At 44.9% G+C, this 16,498-nt stretch carries 21 protein-coding genes, 1 tRNA gene and 1 pseudogene; 7 read left to right on the top strand and 16 right to left on the bottom strand.

The features are described from left to right. Positions 1 to 183 precede the first annotated feature (183 nt). Entirely contained in the window at positions 184 to 1,983 is a 1,800-nt protein-coding gene (locus GVY04_12680) for a proline--tRNA ligase (protein NBD16955.1), read from the top strand. Positions 1,984 to 2,070: 87 nt separating this feature from the next. Then, positions 2,071 to 2,463, top strand: a complete 393-nt coding sequence (gene dndE, locus GVY04_12675; GenBank protein NBD16954.1) for a DNA sulfur modification protein DndE — start codon at positions 2,071 to 2,073, stop codon at positions 2,461 to 2,463. Between the two features lie 18 nt (positions 2,464 to 2,481). Here the strand turns inward: dndE and GVY04_12670 are convergent, their stop codons facing one another. From GVY04_12670 to GVY04_12640, 7 genes are all read right to left on the bottom strand, one after another. Next, entirely contained in the window at positions 2,482 to 3,312 is an 831-nt protein-coding gene (locus GVY04_12670) for an MOSC domain-containing protein (protein ID NBD16953.1), read from the bottom strand. Positions 3,313 to 3,378: 66 nt separating this feature from the next. Continuing rightward, the gene (locus GVY04_12665) at positions 3,379 to 5,019 is read right to left on the bottom strand and encodes a hypothetical protein (protein NBD16952.1); all 1,641 of its coding nucleotides are present in this window, start codon (positions 5,017 to 5,019) and stop codon (positions 3,379 to 3,381) included. Beyond that, positions 4,940 to 6,451, bottom strand: coding sequence for a family 10 glycosylhydrolase (locus tag GVY04_12660; protein NBD16951.1), 1,512 nt, complete (start codon positions 6,449 to 6,451; stop codon positions 4,940 to 4,942). The genes GVY04_12665 and GVY04_12660 overlap by 80 nt, the downstream gene beginning before the upstream one ends. Positions 6,452 to 6,563: 112 nt before the next feature. After that, positions 6,564 to 6,983 carry a photosystem II protein Psb27 gene (gene psb27 / locus GVY04_12655; GenBank protein NBD16950.1) on the bottom strand — a complete coding sequence of 140 codons (420 nt, stop codon included), beginning with the start codon at positions 6,981 to 6,983 and terminating at the stop codon, positions 6,564 to 6,566. Between the two features lie 135 nt (positions 6,984 to 7,118). Next, positions 7,119 to 7,850 carry a DNA/RNA nuclease SfsA gene (gene sfsA / locus GVY04_12650; GenBank protein NBD16949.1) on the bottom strand — a complete coding sequence of 244 codons (732 nt, stop codon included), beginning with the start codon at positions 7,848 to 7,850 and terminating at the stop codon, positions 7,119 to 7,121. Between the two features lie 4 nt (positions 7,851 to 7,854). Beyond that, the gene (locus GVY04_12645; GenBank protein ID NBD16948.1) at positions 7,855 to 8,496 is read right to left on the bottom strand and encodes a response regulator; all 642 of its coding nucleotides are present in this window, start codon (positions 8,494 to 8,496) and stop codon (positions 7,855 to 7,857) included. A 133-nt stretch (positions 8,497 to 8,629) separates the two neighbouring features. Then, positions 8,630 to 9,052, bottom strand: coding sequence for a dTDP-4-dehydrorhamnose 3,5-epimerase (locus GVY04_12640; protein NBD16947.1), 423 nt, complete (start codon positions 9,050 to 9,052; stop codon positions 8,630 to 8,632). A gap of 158 nt (positions 9,053 to 9,210) precedes the next feature. Here GVY04_12640 and GVY04_12635 point away from each other — a divergent pair. After that, positions 9,211 to 9,282 (top strand) — tRNA-Gly (locus GVY04_12635). A gap of 451 nt (positions 9,283 to 9,733) precedes the next feature. Then, complete coding sequence (locus GVY04_12630; protein NBD16946.1) at positions 9,734 to 11,536, top strand: SWIM zinc finger domain-containing protein; 1,803 nt, start codon at positions 9,734 to 9,736, stop codon at positions 11,534 to 11,536. Between the two features lie 72 nt (positions 11,537 to 11,608). Here GVY04_12630 and GVY04_12625 read toward each other — a convergent pair whose 3' ends face one another. From GVY04_12625 to GVY04_12615, 3 genes are all read right to left on the bottom strand, one after another. Next, positions 11,609 to 11,995 (bottom strand): site-specific integrase, encoded by a 387-nt coding sequence (locus GVY04_12625; protein NBD16945.1) that lies wholly within the window; start codon positions 11,993 to 11,995, stop codon positions 11,609 to 11,611. A 79-nt stretch (positions 11,996 to 12,074) separates the two neighbouring features. Beyond that, complete coding sequence (locus GVY04_12620) at positions 12,075 to 12,551, bottom strand: DUF1643 domain-containing protein (protein NBD16944.1); 477 nt, start codon at positions 12,549 to 12,551, stop codon at positions 12,075 to 12,077. Continuing rightward, positions 12,548 to 12,985 (bottom strand): GNAT family N-acetyltransferase, encoded by a 438-nt coding sequence (locus GVY04_12615; GenBank protein NBD16943.1) that lies wholly within the window; start codon positions 12,983 to 12,985, stop codon positions 12,548 to 12,550. Before GVY04_12615 ends, GVY04_12620 begins: the two co-directional genes overlap by 4 nt. Positions 12,986 to 13,058: 73 nt before the next feature. Here GVY04_12615 and GVY04_12610 point away from each other — a divergent pair, with 73 nt between their 5' ends. The 3 genes from GVY04_12610 (at position 13,059) to GVY04_12600 (ending at position 14,457) form a co-directional block, all read left to right on the top strand. Continuing rightward, on the top strand, positions 13,059 to 13,256 hold the full coding sequence (locus tag GVY04_12610) for a hypothetical protein (protein ID NBD16942.1): 198 nt from the start codon (positions 13,059 to 13,061) through the stop codon (positions 13,254 to 13,256). A 120-nt stretch (positions 13,257 to 13,376) separates the two neighbouring features. Beyond that, the gene (locus tag GVY04_12605; protein ID NBD16941.1) at positions 13,377 to 13,832 is read left to right on the top strand and encodes a hypothetical protein; all 456 of its coding nucleotides are present in this window, start codon (positions 13,377 to 13,379) and stop codon (positions 13,830 to 13,832) included. Positions 13,833 to 13,875: 43 nt separating this feature from the next. Next, positions 13,876 to 14,457 carry a DUF427 domain-containing protein gene (locus GVY04_12600; GenBank protein ID NBD16940.1) on the top strand — a complete coding sequence of 194 codons (582 nt, stop codon included), beginning with the start codon at positions 13,876 to 13,878 and terminating at the stop codon, positions 14,455 to 14,457. A 64-nt stretch (positions 14,458 to 14,521) separates the two neighbouring features. Here GVY04_12600 and GVY04_12595 read toward each other — a convergent pair whose 3' ends face one another. The 6 genes and pseudogenes from GVY04_12595 to GVY04_12570 form a co-directional block, all read right to left on the bottom strand. After that, positions 14,522 to 14,731, bottom strand: a complete 210-nt coding sequence (locus GVY04_12595; GenBank protein NBD16939.1) for a hypothetical protein — start codon at positions 14,729 to 14,731, stop codon at positions 14,522 to 14,524. Positions 14,732 to 14,768: 37 nt separating this feature from the next. After that, positions 14,769 to 15,005 (bottom strand): annotated as a pseudogene (locus GVY04_12590) (DUF45 domain-containing protein). Between the two features lie 93 nt (positions 15,006 to 15,098). Then, positions 15,099 to 15,461, bottom strand: coding sequence for a hypothetical protein (locus tag GVY04_12585; protein ID NBD16938.1), 363 nt, complete (start codon positions 15,459 to 15,461; stop codon positions 15,099 to 15,101). Between the two features lie 178 nt (positions 15,462 to 15,639). Then, complete coding sequence (locus GVY04_12580) at positions 15,640 to 15,807, bottom strand: hypothetical protein (protein ID NBD16937.1); 168 nt, start codon at positions 15,805 to 15,807, stop codon at positions 15,640 to 15,642. Next, the gene (locus GVY04_12575) at positions 15,804 to 15,959 is read right to left on the bottom strand and encodes a hypothetical protein (GenBank protein ID NBD16936.1); all 156 of its coding nucleotides are present in this window, start codon (positions 15,957 to 15,959) and stop codon (positions 15,804 to 15,806) included. The genes GVY04_12580 and GVY04_12575 overlap by 4 nt, the downstream gene beginning before the upstream one ends. Positions 15,960 to 16,177: 218 nt before the next feature. Then, positions 16,178 to 16,369, bottom strand: a complete 192-nt coding sequence (locus GVY04_12570) for a hypothetical protein (protein NBD16935.1) — start codon at positions 16,367 to 16,369, stop codon at positions 16,178 to 16,180. Between the last annotated feature and the right edge of the window lie 129 nt (positions 16,370 to 16,498).

Below are 16,498 nucleotides of genomic sequence, written 5' to 3'. Positions count from 1 at the left end.
CGAGGCAGCATTCCAAAGAATCACTTAAATTTTAACGAAATTGCAAGTCTAAAAAAACGATCGCGCCACGGTTGAGGAGTGCTATGGTGAAGGGATTAACGATTTTCCGAGGATAAACGCGATAGAGTAGCTTAAGCGTGAACTAAATTCAATTTACTGAAACTGATTTAAGGAAAAACAACCATGCGCATGTCTCAGATGCTCTTAGTGACGCTAAGGGAAACCCCGGCAGAAGCTGAAATTCCGAGCCATCAATTGCTGCTCCGAGCGGGTTATATTCGTCGCATTGGGAGTGGACTTTATGCGTACCTTCCCCTAATGTGGCGCGTCCTGAATAAAGTGTCCCAGATTGTCCGTGAGGAAATGAATGCCACCGGAGCGCAAGAATGTTTACTCCCCCAGCTCCAACCCTCAGAATTATGGCAGGAATCGGGGCGTTGGGAAACCTACACCAAAGCAGAAGGCATTATGTTTGCGCTCATTGACCGGCAAGAGCGACAACTGGGACTGGGACCCACTCATGAAGAAGTGATTACCGCGATCGCGCGCGATAGTATCCGGTCTTATCGCCAACTACCGCAAAATTTATATCAAATTCAAACGAAATTCCGAGATGAAATTCGACCCCGTTTTGGACTGATGCGCGGTCGTGAGTTCATTATGAAAGATGCGTATTCCTTCAACGCCGACCCTGATAGTTTAAAAGAAACCTACAATCTCATGGGCCAAGCCTATGCCAATATTCTCCGGCGCTGTGGCTTAAGTTTTACTGCCGTGGAAGCGGACTCAGGAGCCATTGGCGGCTCAGCTTCTCAAGAATTTATGGTCCTTGCCGATGCCGGTGAAGATGAAGTGCTTTATACCGCAGATGGGAAATATGCAGCGAACTCAGAAAAAGCGGTTTCAATTCCGCCAGAGGCAGTAACCTCTCCCTTTACCACCTATGAGAAACGAGATACCCCCAATACTGCAACTATTGCCGCTCTTTGCCAGTTTTTAGACTGTTCTCCTACCACCGTGGTGAAAAATGTTCTCTACGAAGCCGTTTATGATAACGAGAAACAAGTGCTGGTTTTAGTGAGTATTCGTGGGGATCAAGATGTCAATGATGTCAAACTGAATAACTTTCTCGCCAGTTTAGCCCCAAATCATGGCGCACAAGCCCTAATTGCCTTGAATGTCCCGGATGTAGACGCCCAGAAAAAATGGGCGACGCGGGCTCTCCCTTTAGGCTATATTGCCCCTGATCTCAGCGATGATTATATTCAAGGAAGTCAGAAAGTCGAGCCGAAATTTTTACGCTTAATTGATCAAACTGCTGTCAATCTGGAAAACTTCGTTACCGGGTCCAACGAAACTGGCTATCACGTTGTTGGTGCTAACTGGGGAGAACACTTTACCCGACCGGAAACCGTGGTGGATGTGCGAGAAGCACAAGTGCGCGATCGCGCCGTGCATGATCCCAACCAACTGCTGCAAAGTGCCCGTGGGATTGAAGTGGGACATATTTTCCAACTGGGAACCAAATACTCCGAAGCCATGGGGGCGACTTATACCAACGAACAAGGGGAAGAAAAACCCCTCTACATGGGCTGTTACGGAATTGGTGTCTCTCGGTTAGCCCAAGCAGCCGTAGAACAATCCTATGATAAAAATGGCATGATTTGGCCTGTCGCGATCGCGCCGTATCAGGTAATTATTACCGTTCCCAACATAACCGACACCCAACAATCTGAAATCGCAGAAACCCTTTACCAAGACTTATCAAAGGTCGGCATCGAAGTTTTACTCGATGATCGCGATGAACGAGCCGGGGTTAAATTTAAAGATGCGGACTTAATTGGCATTCCCTACCGTATTGTCACTGGGCGCTCTCTGAAAGAAGGGAAAGTGGAAGTGGTGAAACGAGCCGACCAATCTGCCGAGGAAATTCCCATTCCTGATGTTGTCACGACACTGCAACAATGGATCACTGAGAATTAAAGTTTGATTTATTCTTGTCACTTTCATCTGCTCTCCTGGTTTCCCCCTCCCCCACTATTCGTAACTGGTAAACGATCACTAAACAATATGGAACCCCCTCTCGAACGGATCCGCCTCTCCAAAACCGGACGGGATCAACTGATTAAACTGAAACGCCAAACTAAAATCGAACAATGGAATATTCTCTGTCGATGGGGCTTTTGCCGTTCCCTCGCTGAACCCACAAAGCCTTCACCGGTTCCCATTCCGTCCGACAGCAACTTAGAACTCACCTGGCGGGTCTTCGGAGGGGAAATGTCCGATTTGTTGATTCTTGCCCTCAAACAACGCTGTTATCAAGATGAACTGGGCACTGATGCGGAAACCCTTGCCCAGCAGTTTCGCTTACATTTACATCGCGGCATTAGTTACTTAGCTGGGGATCCGAACTTGAGGAGTATTGAGGATTTGTGTGCCACTGCCTTATTTAGGAAGTCTTAACTCAACCTGTTCAAGATCTTAATCGGTCCTGGCTTCCACCCAAACCGGATCGCCAGTGCGAATGGTTCCCCCTTGCTTGACGGATAAACGAATGCCAGCAATCACATTATTATGTTGAGCCGTTGTTTTCAAAATGTCTAAATCTTGCGGTAATTCCCCTTGTGCTAAAGTAGTGACAACACAACGGGGACAAGCCGTATCCACCTGAAGTGTCACCTCTTCACCAATGGTAATGGTTTGCCCCACCCAATCATTTTCAATAAATCCTGTGGAGTGAGATTCGGTTTCAATCAGTAAATTGGGACGAAAGCGGCGCGGTGCAAAATTTCCGGTGGGATAAAGATTTTCCAGTGCCCTTAGGGTGGCTGTGGTTAAAGCGTGAATTGGACAAGAATCAAAGAAGGTCCCTGGCGGCATAAACAGTTGAGTAACCGTATCTCGATGAGCAGTCCCTGCCACATCGGGCCAATATTGATCGAGAGTCGGCGTTTCCGGTGCGGCAGTGAGAAACTTCACTTCACGACCCATCCAGTCAGAAAGGTGAGTATTGAGATCCGATTGTTCGCTGGTGAGGTGAAGTCCATTCCCGAGGGCAATGTGAACCGGAGGCAGCGGTTGATAGGTTTCAGGAGTCTGCGCCAGTGTGGCATGGCAATTGAGCAGTGCTGACCATTGCTTAGGATTCTTCGCACTAGCAACGCGATCGGTTGCCACATCCCAAAGTGCATAAGCGCGATCGCCTAATAACCCTTTTGTTCCAATCTCGGACGTTTCCAAGACCTCTCCTTGCATCGACTTAACCGGATAACGCCAGAGAGTTTTCAGCTTGCCAACAAAGGTACGCGCCATAGATTATATTTCGATAAAGATGGCGCTTAACTTAGCATGAAGTCTGGGCACTAGCGGTAGCAAGTCTTACTTTTCTGCTAAAGGATTGGGCTGTGGATTTTGACTCGGTTCCACTGGCAAAATGGTGACATAGGGAGATAAGTTCTCTTGCGCCACCCAACCGGAGTAATGGCGAACTTTAGTTTGCGTTTCTGTGAGTTCTAGTAAGGTCAAATCTCCGCGCAAGGCATGATGCGTATTCGCCGGTAATCCATCTGCATAGTTAAATGTGGTACCTACCCCGGTGGGACCCCCACCGACAAAATTAAAAGCAACTTCATCAAAGCCCCGTTGGAAATGATCGCCGTTCCAATGCCATTCTCGTCCTGGCCAATCAATGGGAGCAAAATAGGCAGGAACTTCCCAATTTCTGTCTGACCAGCTGGTTTTTCCTTCTTCTACTGTAATCACAAATCCCTCCTCATAGCGAACTTCATAGCGTTGTTTGGAAGCAAAGAGGGGACTCTGCCAGAGGATTTCTAGTGGTGCAGTGGGTTCTAAGGTCGTCGCTTCTGTTTCGGCGCTGGAGGTGGCGAACAGAGCAATATTTTCGGGAGGTTCAGCGAAGACAGCATACCGCCAGCAAGACCAACTCTCGGGATTCTCAACCGTTTGCCATTGTACTTGACAAATGCCATTACCGGTTCCCACCCAAAGCGCTTTTCCTTCGATCCAAAGTTGCGTGGGAATGGCACCGACCAAAGGACTATTCCGGACATGATAGCTGGTAACCGTCTGATTTTGAGTATCGTAACGAACGAGCCCCATCCCGGGTAAGTAAGGGTTTCCTTCTCCTGAAGTTTGGGTGGTCAACCAAAGCAGGTTCGGATTTTGTTCAGAAACAGCAAGATCAGTAATGATTTGCCCTTTGATCGCTTCAGGTTGGATGATTTCAATTTCTTCTGTCTCAGGATGATAAGTGAAAAGCGTCGCCAGACCCGTAAAACCTTCTCCTTGCGGGGCAGTAATTGACCAGAGTAGCCGATCGCGCCAGGGAATAGCCTTCAACGCTTCCGGGTAAGCCAAACTAAATCCCAAATTGGCATTTTTTACCTCTTCTCGGGTGTACAGTTCCTGTACCAGCGGTGTGTCTTGATCCGGCGGCAGGATTTCAAACAGCACCCGCTCAGCTTCTTGATACTGTGCGTTTTCTGCAAAAGGATTGGGTTCAAGGCGCGTTCGATATTGATAGGTTTTCCCCTGAAAGTCAACACTTTGATAGGACGGATTAGCAAGTTGTTCATAAAACTCCTCTCCCACCACCGGTTCCTCTGCCGGTTGATACGTGCCCGGTTGCACGGTCCATTTCTCATTGCCCCGACAATAGACAAAATCATAGTTCTCGCTTTGAAAGCGAATCCAATCGTCGTTTGCAGTAATCTCTTCTGTCAAGAAATCAAAAGGGTTGGGAATATCTTGTTGGGTAGGAGAGACAAGGGAAACCGCTTCTTCTGGCGGATCCGGGCAATCCTCAATGTCCCCCCTCACTTTGCCGTCTTGAGCTGAGGGATTACAAGCAGTGAGGCAACCAGCCAGAAAAAGCGCAATGGGTCTTTTCATAAGAAAACCGATAGCAATGAAGACAGGATCAATTATCTCCCAAAGAACAGAATTTACGATCGCGATCGCGCTCTGGAAATTGCCAAGAATACGCAAAATGACTGACACCCGCAACTCGGGGAACTTTCCGCCGAATGGCTTCCATTTGCATTTCTAGCGGAGGACGATCTTTATAGTTTCTTCCCCAAAGCCCTGCCAAGGCTGGAACAACTTCCAACTCAGAATCAGCAACACTCATGGTTCGTTGCACCAAATCGACAATACAACTGGCACGACCACACACCGCGTAGGACATCGGATGCCATTGTCCAACATCATTAAATCTTGTCCACGGCTGTAAGCGAGAATCAAACCCTTGTTCTCCGACCACCCGATTAGCATCCGGGAAAAAGACCGCTCCACTGGGAATATTTTGCCCTTGAACCAAATCAGCCGCCAAGGAAAGAAAGTCGATGACTCCTTGCGCTGCATGAGCCACACTCAAGTACCATAATTGTTCTTGCAGGAGCGTTTGGCGACCTTCCAAGGTCATTTTCGCTTCCGTTGCTTTCACTTTGCGCCCTTGCCACAATGGTGGTTTTCCTTTCGGTTCCATCTCAGTGACTCTCTCGACATCATTACGGGTAATATAACCGTTCTCAATAAAACGTCGAATCAAAAACCGTCCTTTTTCATTTAAAGCCCGATTCAGAAGGGTGTTGAACGCCGCATCGCTATAGATCCAAAGATTTTTGACATCGGTAACAACCGATTTAGTGCCGGTGCTGCGCGGATAACGAATATAGTCAAATAAAACACCATCCGGTTCCCGCTTTAAAACCTGCGAGAGCATTTGTAGATAGTCTTGTCTGGCTTGTTGATTATACGGATCAACAAAGGCTTTGGCGTCTTCTCCACTATCAGACAAATTCGTTCTGCCATAGCCATTGCGAGCTAAAACTTGTTCCCGATCCGGACGTTGAGCATAAGCATAACCAAAGTTCAAACTAAACAGCCAAGCATAGACTTTTAAGTTACGTTCATGCCCTTTGGCAATTACCTCTGCTAGTAAGTCTTTATCACTAACTGATGGCGAACGCAAAACAGAATCCCAAGGGGTGTTATTTTCGCTCGCTGGCAGCAACACTTGCCCGCTATAAAAAACTTCTACATAAACTTCGTTATACCCGGAATCAACAATATGATCTAAGATTTCTTCCACTCTTCCCGGTAAGGTATCGCAGGGATAGAGTCTTAGCCAAATCGCTTGGGTTTGGGGCCAAGTTCGGTTTCGACACTCTACCAGTTGTTCGCCGTGGCGTTGAATTAAACTTTGATACTCTGGTTCGGCGTTCGTATCACCGTTAAATACCTGGTTGCGAAGCTGATCTTTCTGCGCGATCGCGCGATCGTTAAATCGACAATAGTTATTACTTTGAGCAGCCGTCACTGGGGATAAACTCCCCGTTATTCCCACCAGTAAACTCGTTGTTAAAATTGCCAAGATTAGAAATCGAAGTAAGCTATGCAGGGACTTCAAGGAATTAAACGGATTCGACATATCAAGTCATCCCCTTAGAAATAACGAAAGTGTAACTTTACCAACAAACTTTCCCCTCAAACGCCCTGCATAGTACAGTATATCAACGAGACTTTTTGGTAAAAACTCAATCCTAGGTTTCTTCCCGGCGTAATGCCCGTTCCACTTGCGCAAACTCTTGAGAGACGCGATCTTTGACTTTTTGGGGAATTGGCCGTGTGGCATAAGCCGAAGTATAATAGTTGGCTAAGGCATTGAGAGCCGTTTGCATTGTGGTAAAAGAACGGAGGCCAGCCACTTGTTCGTTGCGACGATAACGAGCGGCATAATCATTCAGTTGCTCACGCGCTTTCTCTCGGATTTCTTCTCGGTTGGGGTCATCAACGGGAATTTCGAGAGTCGTCCGTAACGTTTCTAAAACGGTCAGGGTATCTTGGCGATAATTTCCAGTTAAGCCGGTATCAGCGCCACTACAGCCAGCTAAACCCACAACAGTGATCATCACCACTAAACTAAAAGCAAGCAATCGTTTAAGCATTGATTTTATAAACATCGTTAATTCTCAAAAATTCGGTAGCCAGATTTTACCATTTTTCAAGGGTTGATTTCTGAACCAGATAGTTGATTCCCATTGACCAGTAACCAGTGGCTAATGAGTAACAAAGAACTAATGACCAATCACCAATGACTAATGACGAATCATCTCTGCTTTTCCTAAAAATTTAATGCCCTCAACCGTATTTTCAAAGCGATAGGGGAGCACTTTCACCCCTTTTTTCATTGCATCTGTTAACAGTTCAGCATATTTCGGGTCAGCGGTTTCACCGGCACTGAAATCAGTACAATCCCCGCGATTAATAAAATACAACATAACCGCATGAGCGTTAGGGGGTAGTGCCATCAATTCTCGTAAATGCTTTTGACCCCGAGTGGTGACGGTATCAGGAAACAACGCTTGCTTTTCTTTTGCCCACGTGACATTTTTCACTTCTAAATAAATGGGGGCTTGTTCCTTCCCTGTTAATAAAAAATCAATCCGACTTTGATTGTCTTTGCCATAGCGGACTTCTGGTTGTACCCTTTGATAACAATGGGCGAGATCGGGTAACAGATGATGTTCTAAGGCATATTTAATCACCCGATTCGGTAAATTTGTATTAATGCCCACCCAAGTCGGAATCGTATCGTTCACTTGAATGGCTTCCCAGGTGTAGGCATGTTTTCGCTTCGGATTATCGCTATAAGAAACCAGCACTAGGCTACCGGGTGTACAAACTCCTGTCATGGGACCCGTGTTTGGACAATGGGCAGTAATGACGTCTCCTGAGTCAAGTTCAATATCAGCGAGAAAGCGTTTATAGCGTTTAATCAAGGTCCCCTTTTCTCGGGGAGCATATTGATAAATTATAGGTCCAGTCATTCTATCAAATCAGATGATGTTTGAGCGCAAAGCTGACTAATTCCGCACGATTATTGGTGTCAGTTTTGCGTAAGAGACTACTGACATATTTTTCCACAGTCCGGGGACTGAGATGTAATTTTTGCCCCATTTCAGTGTTGGATAAGCCTTGGGTGAGGAGTTCTAAAACATCTGTCTCCCGTTGAGTAAAATGAAAGTCTTCTCTTCCATCTTCGTGCTCAGGGAACGACAGGGAATTGGCTTGCGGACTAAACGCTTGTTCCGATTGGGTCATCTGCGATCGCGCTAATAAATTCCGAATCACTGCTCCCAATTCTTCCATTTCAAAGGGTTTGGGGAGATAAACATCACAACCGGCTTGATACCCCCGAATGCGATCAGCAGTCGTTCCCCGTTGCGTTAGAAAAATTACCGGTAAGAGCCGGAATTCTGGACGTTCGCGAACTTGATGAATCAGTTCAAACCCATCTTTTTTTGGCATTTTGATATCGGCAACAATCAGATGAGGATGATAGGTTTCCAGTTGCCGTAATGCCTCATCACCATTTTTGGCAGTAACCACTCTATAACCTAAGAGTTCTAAGTAGTCTTGTACGGCGAGTTGAATCCCGGGATCATCCTCAGCAACCAAAATCAGTAAGGGCATACTCAAAGTTAATGTTGAGACATAAACTGTCTACAGTGCTTTAATTTTAAGGTATTTTAACCAATCGTCACTGCCGCGAAGCTGAAGTGAGGCACTTGTAACTCCCTTATCTTGAAGAATATATCAGTTTTGACTAGACTTTGCAGAGTTGCTTTTCTACCCAATCAAAGTTATAGGGAAAAGGGGGGGGTAAGGGCTGATAATCTTTGGGATGAGGTGAGCCATGTCTAAGTACTGCATTGACTAGAAGACAGTTTTCCGGATAGGGATTAATTGAGGTGTGAGGAATCCCGGGCGGAATTTTGACGACTTGGGGGCAGCGATCGCGCAAATGAATGTATTCATAGCGACGATTTTGCAACACGACAAGAATAAAACTGCCCCGTACCACTAATAACTGATCAGTTTGGAAATGATGGACAAACAAATCATCAACACTATTGGCTGGAATTTCAACCAGCATTGTTTCGTTGCTGGCTTGGGGAGTATAAAACTGTGACATTCCCCCTTGAATAGACTCTAAAGCATAAATTTCAACACCTTTGGCTAAACCCATTGTTTATCCTCCTGAGGGCGATTATGCTCTATTCTAGACCTGTTGATACTAAGATTTATGACAAAATAGATACTAAACTGTCATTTTGTGCGCCACTTTTCAGGGTAAACAACAATGCTTTCCAGTCACGAGAAAATCTTCTATAATAGTCATCTAGCGCGGGTATAGTTCAGTGGTAGAACGTCACCTTCCCAAGGTGAATGTCAGGGGTTCGAGTCCCCTTACCCGCTTCTTAAAAATTCTTCCATATAAGCATTCCAGCCTTTGCTAATCTCATTTTTTATCATTTTGGACTAACACTTGGACTAAATTTGGACTATTTGAGGACATTCGGAAGCCTCCAGAAAGCTGGGGGTTAAAAGCTTATTTTGACGATCACTGCGGATTTCTCAGGCATGAACTTTTTTAGACTTCCTGCTGTTTGTCAATCAAACTCTCTAAAAGGGAGCTTTGCCTAGGTTTTTTGGAACAGGTAGTCCAAATTTAGTCCAGTTTCTGGAGTTAAGCTAACTCCTACCAAGTCTAAGTTAGAGCTTTTCAAACCCATCACTTTCTAGTTATTAAATTCTTGTACGTTACCGAATCTTCAAACATGGAATAGCGCGAGTTAGATAAAAAAGAAAACACCTTACCCCTAGGTTTCCTCAGCTAAAATCAAACAAGGTGACAAATTGAACAAGTATGGTGATTCCGAACTTAACGTATGCTGTCATTGAGGAAAATACCAGACCTCAGTCTTTAGAGCGCGGTCAAGATTATTTTCACACGGGAGCCGTCTTCTCCGTAACACAGCGCAAGCAGACCATTTCTAGTCAAGTAGAAGGGAATGAAATCGACCCTTATCACATTACAATCACTTTTGACGACCACGGAATCACCCACACCACCTGCACTTGTGCCTATAGCTTTGAAGGGTGGTGCAAACATATTGTCGCGACACTTCTGTTTTGTTTAAATCAGCCTGAGGAGATTCAAGAACGCCCGAGTCTCAATGAATTACTCGATCAATTGAATCTTGTCCAAACCCAAAATTTGATTCAAGCACTGGTGGAAAACGATCCGACCCTGATCGAAGAGATTGATTTTCAGGTCAGTCGTTTATTTACAGCAACGCCAGCCCCCACAGAGTCAAAATCAAGCAAAGCCCAACCGAAGCGAACAACGGTTGATTCCGCTCCCTTTAAGCGACGAGTGGAACAAATTCTGCACGATACTGTCCTCGCTTGGGAAAATGGTTGGGACGACAATGACGTTGAGTTGAGATTGTCTCGGCTCATTGATGAAGCGATGACATTTGCCGAACGCGGAGATGGCAACAATGCTTTAATGATTTTACAGGGAATTATCGAAGGATGTTTTGAAAATTGGGACGTGGTTTCTGACTATGGCTTAGAACCCGAAGATATAGACATTGATTTTGATCGCGCTTGTACCGAAGCGATTTTAAGTGAAGACTTCATGGAAGAGGAAGTTTTACTGTGGCAAGAAGCAATAGAAATGTGGCAAGAGGAATGGGGCAGTTTTGCAATGGCTCTGGAAGCCTTACGCCAAGGCTGGGATTATCCTCCCTTATTAAAGGTGCTATCCGGGGAAACGCCAGAACAACGACCTTGGCGAGGTGAACCCCCTGAGTGGGCAGAAGACTTGAGCCGAGTGCGTCTAAAAATTCTCGAACGGCAAGAACGTTATGAAGAATATCTTCGTTTAGCCAAAGCGGAAGGACAAATTGAAGACTACTTAATCATGCTGGCTCGGTTGGGACGAGTTGAACAAGTGATGGCCCTTGCTCCCACTGCGATCAATTCTTTCCTAGAAGCCAAAGCCTTAGCGGAAACCTTATGGGAAAAAGAATATCAATCACAAGCCCTAATCATTGCCCAATTGGGACTGGAATTGTGTTTCGATCCTCAAGATAACGACTTCTTAGTCCGAGATTCTGGATTTGCCATTTGGACCAGCAAGCTCGCAGAAACCATAGGCGATTCTGAGGCTGCTTTAGAAGCAAAGATCATTGCCTTCAAAATGGAACCGTCTTTCTCCGACTATGAAAGGCTCGAAGCCTTAGCTCACAATTGGTCAGACTTGAGAACAGAATTATTACAATCCCTCCGAGAAACCGATAGTTGGAGAGCAGAAACGGCAAAGGTCAATATTTTCTTAAAAGAAGGGTTGATCGAGGACGCGATCGCGATCGTGAGTCATTTATCCAGTTACCATACGCAACTCATTTTCAAAGTAATGGATCAGGTTCTCGAAAGTCATAGCCAATGGATCATTGATAGTGCCAAAGCCCGTGCTGAATCCATTATTGAACGTTCTGACGCTAAATCATACGAAGCTGCTGTGCAGTGGTTAAAACGAGTCCACGCTACTTATTTGGCAATTAACCAAGAATCGGAATGGCTCCAGTACCGAGAACAACTGGTGAAAACTCATGGTCGCAAACGCAAGTTAATGGGTTTGATGGAGAACCAGGGATTATAATTATTTCAACCTTTAATCAACTCAAACTGTTTTTTCTAACTTAAATTAATTGATCCTAGCCGAATACTCCAATTACAGCCAGAGTGGGTGCATCTTAGCCGGATTAAAGTCGCGATAATACTCCGAAACACAGTGACGAAACAAAGACTTCAGGGCTGCTAACTTCTTGTTCACCGTATCGGACGAATTTGCTCGTTCATGCAAACAATAATCCAAAAACATTCTGATATCAGACTTGGCAACAGCGCGTAACGGTTTCCCGCCAATCAAGCCCAAAAACTGCTGTAGCGTAGCAAAGTAACTCTTCTGCGTATGCGCACTCTTATCTGCTAACCAATCTTGTACCACCTGGTCATCAGAGGTAAAGGAACATTTTTCTTCTGGCTCCAATGTTGAGAGAGGGGGTTTGGATTGTGTTGAGGGGATCAGTATCCCCTCCACCAGTTCCGAATCAGCCATGATTAAAAAGTAAAAAGTAGAGCAGTTATCTTTACTTTTAGCTTAAATGATAGTGGTTAATCTTCCAAGACCTCTGACTTTAAGGGGAATAGCGCATCAATGGCGTGTCTTTTTTCAGATAAAGAGGATGGCGAGGAAAACCACACTGGGTAATCCCTAGACAGTAAAGGAAGTCCAACTCAGTGAGCCACTTCATCACTTCTTGCGAGCGATGATTCAAATTGCCTCGATTTCCCCAAGCGATAACCGTTAAGTGTCCCTGTTGAATGGTTTCTTGAAGATATTGATCATTTTCGGGTCCAATCGGGTCACTGACTTCTTTCAAAATAGTCGGATTAAAGGTGCGGTAAGCAAAAAGATTAACCACGGCTAAGGAACCATATCCCCAATCTTGAGCAAACCCCAAACAACGGCGAATCGTGGGGTCATCAACCGTGGCATCGGCGCGACTGGGATTGAGCATGATAAAGGTAATCCGAGAAGTGTTCGGTTCCCATTCTCGCCACAGCAAGTAGCGATAGCAGCCCGTTGGGTCAATAATTGCACCGCGATTCATACATCAGAATTATTTTTAACCATGAGGTGATGGGGAATGCCAGCATCGAGGTATTCTTTACCGATGACTTGAAAGCCCAGTTTTTCATAAAAGGGAATGGCTGAATTTTGAGAGCCCAGTTTAATGGTTTGGATATTGGGCTGAGAATGAATCTCTTGGAGAAGGTAGCGCATCAATGCCGTTCCCACCCCTTGACCCCGTGCTTCTTTCAAAACGGCAACCCGTTCAATCTTAGCGGCTTGGTTGTCAATTAATCTCCATCGCGCTGTTGCTAGAGCTTTTTCCCCATCAGTCGCAAGGTAATGAGTGGAGGAATTTTCCCATTTATCGGTTTCAATCTCAGCGCAAATATTTTGTTCGATAACAAAAACCCGTGTACGAATCATGATGCACCGAGCGAAATCATTAAAGTCATGAGCAATAACAATGTTCATGAGACTGAGTTGTGGGTGGGTTAATGATAGTTTTTAAAGGGATAATCATGTTTTTGCAATTATAAATTGATTTATGTCTTCACCAAAAGAGCAATCTTGGCAAACGAAGCATGAACAGTTGATTGAAAAGCATCAACAGCTACTGGAAAGATTTTATGAAACTATACTCAACGAAGATGAAGATACTGATGTCAGTGATGAAATTTCTCAACTTTCTAGTTTAATCAAGAGTTATCAAGAGCTAGTGGCTGTTCAAAGCAACGATTTATAGATATTAATCCATGGGGTAAACACTTCCTAACATTCAAGGTAAAAAACGTGAATCCACTTCTGATGCGTAAGAACAACCATAATAGTAAAATTGTAAAGACTACCTAACTCAGGCATGGGAATGGGAAATTGGATTTCAGTCAAAGGCAAGGTTCAGAGAGGATATGGTGTTGCCTCAGGAAAATCCGGCGATCCTCGCTTCCCGAAAGGGACGCTGGAATTGCAAAAACCATTTTTCCATGAAAGGGGACTTAATCTCGATAACTACTATTTAGGCACGATCAATCTCTCTATTTTTCCACACCAATATGAAGTCAAAGTTCCCAAATTCACCTTTAAAAACGTGAAGTGGTCACCTGAGAATCCTGCCGAAGACTTCTCGTTTTTTGATTGCCGAATTGTGACGGATTCCAATAACCCATTAAATGGATTGATTTACTATCCTCATCCTGAGACTAAGCCCGAACATTTTCAAGCTCCCGATATTCTGGAGATTATTACCTGTCCCATTGATGGACTAAAGGAAGGGGACGAGTTGATGATTGAAGTGGACAGACAGCAAATGGCAATTCATTAATCAAAGAAATAAAAATTGTAGAAACCATTTCTCTCAACATCTTATGGCTAACCCTCCAGACATCAAAACCCTGATGCCCCATCTGCTTGCCACCAGAGCAAAATGGGAAAAACTCCCGCCCCCTGATCTCGTTCGCCAGATACCGGGATCGAATCAAGAAAGTGTCTGGGACTACCCTCGCCCGCCAGAAATCCGTCTTGCCGAAGCATCCATTCGCGCTTATCTCGGAGACACTCTAGTGATGGAAAGCAGTCGCGCCAAAAGGATTGTCGAAACTGCCGGTGCGCCAGTTTATTATGCTCCTCCTAAAGATTGGCGAGAGGATGTCTTAGTGACGAATGGTGAGTTTTCTATCTGTGAGTGGAAAGGGGTCGCTACTCAATATGATGTGGTTGCAGGGGGACTCAGGGCAAAATGGGGAGCGTTTTCTTATGATAATCCTCTAACGGATTTGAATCGGGGCTTTGAGCAACTGGCAGGCTGGGTTGCCCCTCATCCAGCACAGCTCACCTGTTTTCTGGGAGATGAACGCGCTAAACCGCAACCGGGAGGTCTTTATGCGGGATGGGTTACGTCTCGTGTCGTTGGTCCGATTAAAGGCGGTTCTGATACGGCTCACTGGTAAAGTTGGTTGAAACTTCTTAAACTGGAACAAAGCGATTGACGATGCCTACGGCTCGGTCTCCGACCTACGCGTTCCAAAACGAAGTCAGCCAAATTTCGTCCTGCCTTAACTCAGGCTTTTTACGAATGGCGACAATAATGCGGTGCAACACAAACCCAATTAAAAAGACTGCAACGTGCTTTTTCCATTCCTCCACTTCTCGAAATGCATTTTCCAATTTCGGGGAATCACCTGCAGAAGGTTGGAACTGAGTGTTGGGAGATTGGAGAAACACCCGAAAATGAATATTTAAACAAACAGTTAGAGTCAGCCTAGTTCTTTAACTTCACGCGATCGCGCGCAATTTTCTTTAACTCTCGTTTACAAGATTGATAGTCTCCCAGATAGGCTTCCATTAAACATTGCCATAATCTCCCATGATTCGGAATTTGTAGGTGTAAGAGTTCATGGATGATCGCGTGGTCTTGTAAATGAGGAGGCAACTCTAATCAAGAACTATCAAAGGTTAAGCGTCCCGTTGATGAACAGGATGCCCACTTATTTCGCATTGATCGCAGCCTAATGGATTCAACAGAAACCTCCAATTTTTCTGCCCATCTAGCACGGTAAGTAAAGCATGAATGGAGTCCAATCGCGCTTCTTTAATTCCCCAAAATTGCCTGAAACAGTCTTTCGATTTCTGCTTTCAATTGGCTAATTGCTGCTTCTAGAGAATCACAATAACCGGTTCCTAGCAAGTGAGCATCGCCGGCATCTGCACTCGACCAAAGATAAGAATGTTGTCCGATGGTTAAGGTTCCTCGCCATTGGTTTTCAGGAGCATCGATCGTGATAAAAAAGTATCTAGGCATCGTTTCATCAGGCTTGATCGTCAATTCTCCCCACATGGTAAACCCAAAATAGTCTCCATTGGCTTGGTTAATATAATTCCAGTTAGTAAAACGGGGAAAGGCTCTTTGCGCTTGCTCTAAGGCTGGTTGAACTTCCGTTTCTGGCAGTAACATTTTCTTGAATATCCTCCTAATGGCAGTTAAAGTCGCTCTTTTCCCCATTCTGTAAAGTTTCTGAGTCTTGTGCTGTCTCCTGCGCGATGCCTTCCAACCTACGCGCCCTCACTTCCCTCAAGTTACAGAGATAAGCCAAATTACTCTCCCTCAAAAGTCAAGTATTTGTTATTAAAATTTACTTTTCGTTACAACAGTTCATATAAATCGTTCCCTTCAACTCCAATTCATACAATTCTTTCTCAATTCCTGTAATAGAACGGGTGAAATAAAAGCTCTCAATAATTTCCTCACGAGTGCAAGGAAAGGGGCTAAGTACTTTTAAAATCTGTTCGCGAGTTGTCATTGATTCATCCGCCTCCCAATTTTTTCACTACCAGAGATAGGGGTTAATGGCTCGTTTCTTGCTTCTCCCAATAATTTGTAAGGAACTTTTAAATAACTTTCATAGAGATTGATAAATTCTTTTTTCAGCCATGTCTCTTGCTTTTCGGTCATCAGCCCTAATTTTTTAATTCCCCCAATTCCTCTTATGGCGTGTTTGGCAGTGGTGGAAAGGGTTGTTGCCTCGGTCAGTTTTTCGATTCCTCGGCTGGCAACTCCCTTGGCTTCTTCCCATTCTTCCTGCGCGATCGCTGCTGGGGTCGGTTTCTTTTAAAACGTCTAAAAACTGATTTAAGCTGAGGGTTGCCCCTCGGCTCCATTTGATGATGTCGTTAAAGTAAGCCTTCTTTTGCATTGCAATCAGGAAATCTCATCCCTCCATATTTCTTAGTGAGGTCAACCTGAGCCGTTTTTCCCAAAGGAACTAAGAATAAAGAATGTTTTGCTCTGGTGATCGCCACATATTGAATGTTCAATTCTTGCTGAGTTTGCCAAGCCATCATGTACTTCGATTCAAGTGGCAAATAATTACGGCTCTTGCTCACTTTTGGTGATGAATCAAGATGGGATGGTGAAGTTGAACTCGGAATTCGGAAAGAATCAGATGACGCGCATGTCAATGAGGATGGTTGAAGCCCAAATTTCTCTTGCAT

The organism is Cyanobacteria bacterium GSL.Bin1 (genome assembly GCA_009909085.1).
Taxonomy (GTDB): domain Bacteria; phylum Cyanobacteriota; class Cyanobacteriia; order Cyanobacteriales; family Rubidibacteraceae; genus Halothece.
This window is presented reverse-complemented; position numbering and strand designations above follow the sequence as displayed.

What these genes read in the sequence shown, in the direction of transcription:
- GVY04_12680 (NBD16955.1), top strand. Translation starts at nt 184, where the DNA reads ATGCGCATGTCTCAGATGCTCTTAGTGACGCTAAGGGAAACCCCGGCA.
- dndE (NBD16954.1), top strand. Translation starts at nt 2,071, where the DNA reads ATGGAACCCCCTCTCGAACGGATCCGCCTCTCCAAAACCGGACGGGAT.
- GVY04_12670 (NBD16953.1), bottom strand. Translation starts at nt 3,312, where the DNA reads ATGGCGCGTACCTTTGTTGGCAAGCTGAAAACTCTCTGGCGTTATCCG.
- GVY04_12660 (NBD16951.1), bottom strand. Translation starts at nt 6,451, where the DNA reads ATGTCGAATCCGTTTAATTCCTTGAAGTCCCTGCATAGCTTACTTCGA.
- psb27 (NBD16950.1), bottom strand. Translation starts at nt 6,983, where the DNA reads ATGTTTATAAAATCAATGCTTAAACGATTGCTTGCTTTTAGTTTAGTG.
- sfsA (NBD16949.1), bottom strand. Translation starts at nt 7,850, where the DNA reads ATGACTGGACCTATAATTTATCAATATGCTCCCCGAGAAAAGGGGACC.
- GVY04_12645 (NBD16948.1), bottom strand. Translation starts at nt 8,496, where the DNA reads ATGCCCTTACTGATTTTGGTTGCTGAGGATGATCCCGGGATTCAACTC.
- GVY04_12640 (NBD16947.1), bottom strand. Translation starts at nt 9,052, where the DNA reads ATGGGTTTAGCCAAAGGTGTTGAAATTTATGCTTTAGAGTCTATTCAA.
- GVY04_12630 (NBD16946.1), top strand. Translation starts at nt 9,734, where the DNA reads ATGGTGATTCCGAACTTAACGTATGCTGTCATTGAGGAAAATACCAGA.
- GVY04_12625 (NBD16945.1), bottom strand. Translation starts at nt 11,995, where the DNA reads ATGGCTGATTCGGAACTGGTGGAGGGGATACTGATCCCCTCAACACAA.
- GVY04_12620 (NBD16944.1), bottom strand. Translation starts at nt 12,551, where the DNA reads ATGAATCGCGGTGCAATTATTGACCCAACGGGCTGCTATCGCTACTTG.
- GVY04_12615 (NBD16943.1), bottom strand. Translation starts at nt 12,985, where the DNA reads ATGAACATTGTTATTGCTCATGACTTTAATGATTTCGCTCGGTGCATC.
- GVY04_12610 (NBD16942.1), top strand. Translation starts at nt 13,059, where the DNA reads ATGTCTTCACCAAAAGAGCAATCTTGGCAAACGAAGCATGAACAGTTG.
- GVY04_12605 (NBD16941.1), top strand. Translation starts at nt 13,377, where the DNA reads ATGGGAAATTGGATTTCAGTCAAAGGCAAGGTTCAGAGAGGATATGGT.
- GVY04_12600 (NBD16940.1), top strand. Translation starts at nt 13,876, where the DNA reads ATGGCTAACCCTCCAGACATCAAAACCCTGATGCCCCATCTGCTTGCC.
- GVY04_12585 (NBD16938.1), bottom strand. Translation starts at nt 15,461, where the DNA reads ATGTTACTGCCAGAAACGGAAGTTCAACCAGCCTTAGAGCAAGCGCAA.
- GVY04_12580 (NBD16937.1), bottom strand. Translation starts at nt 15,807, where the DNA reads ATGACAACTCGCGAACAGATTTTAAAAGTACTTAGCCCCTTTCCTTGC.
- GVY04_12575 (NBD16936.1), bottom strand. Translation starts at nt 15,959, where the DNA reads ATGACCGAAAAGCAAGAGACATGGCTGAAAAAAGAATTTATCAATCTC.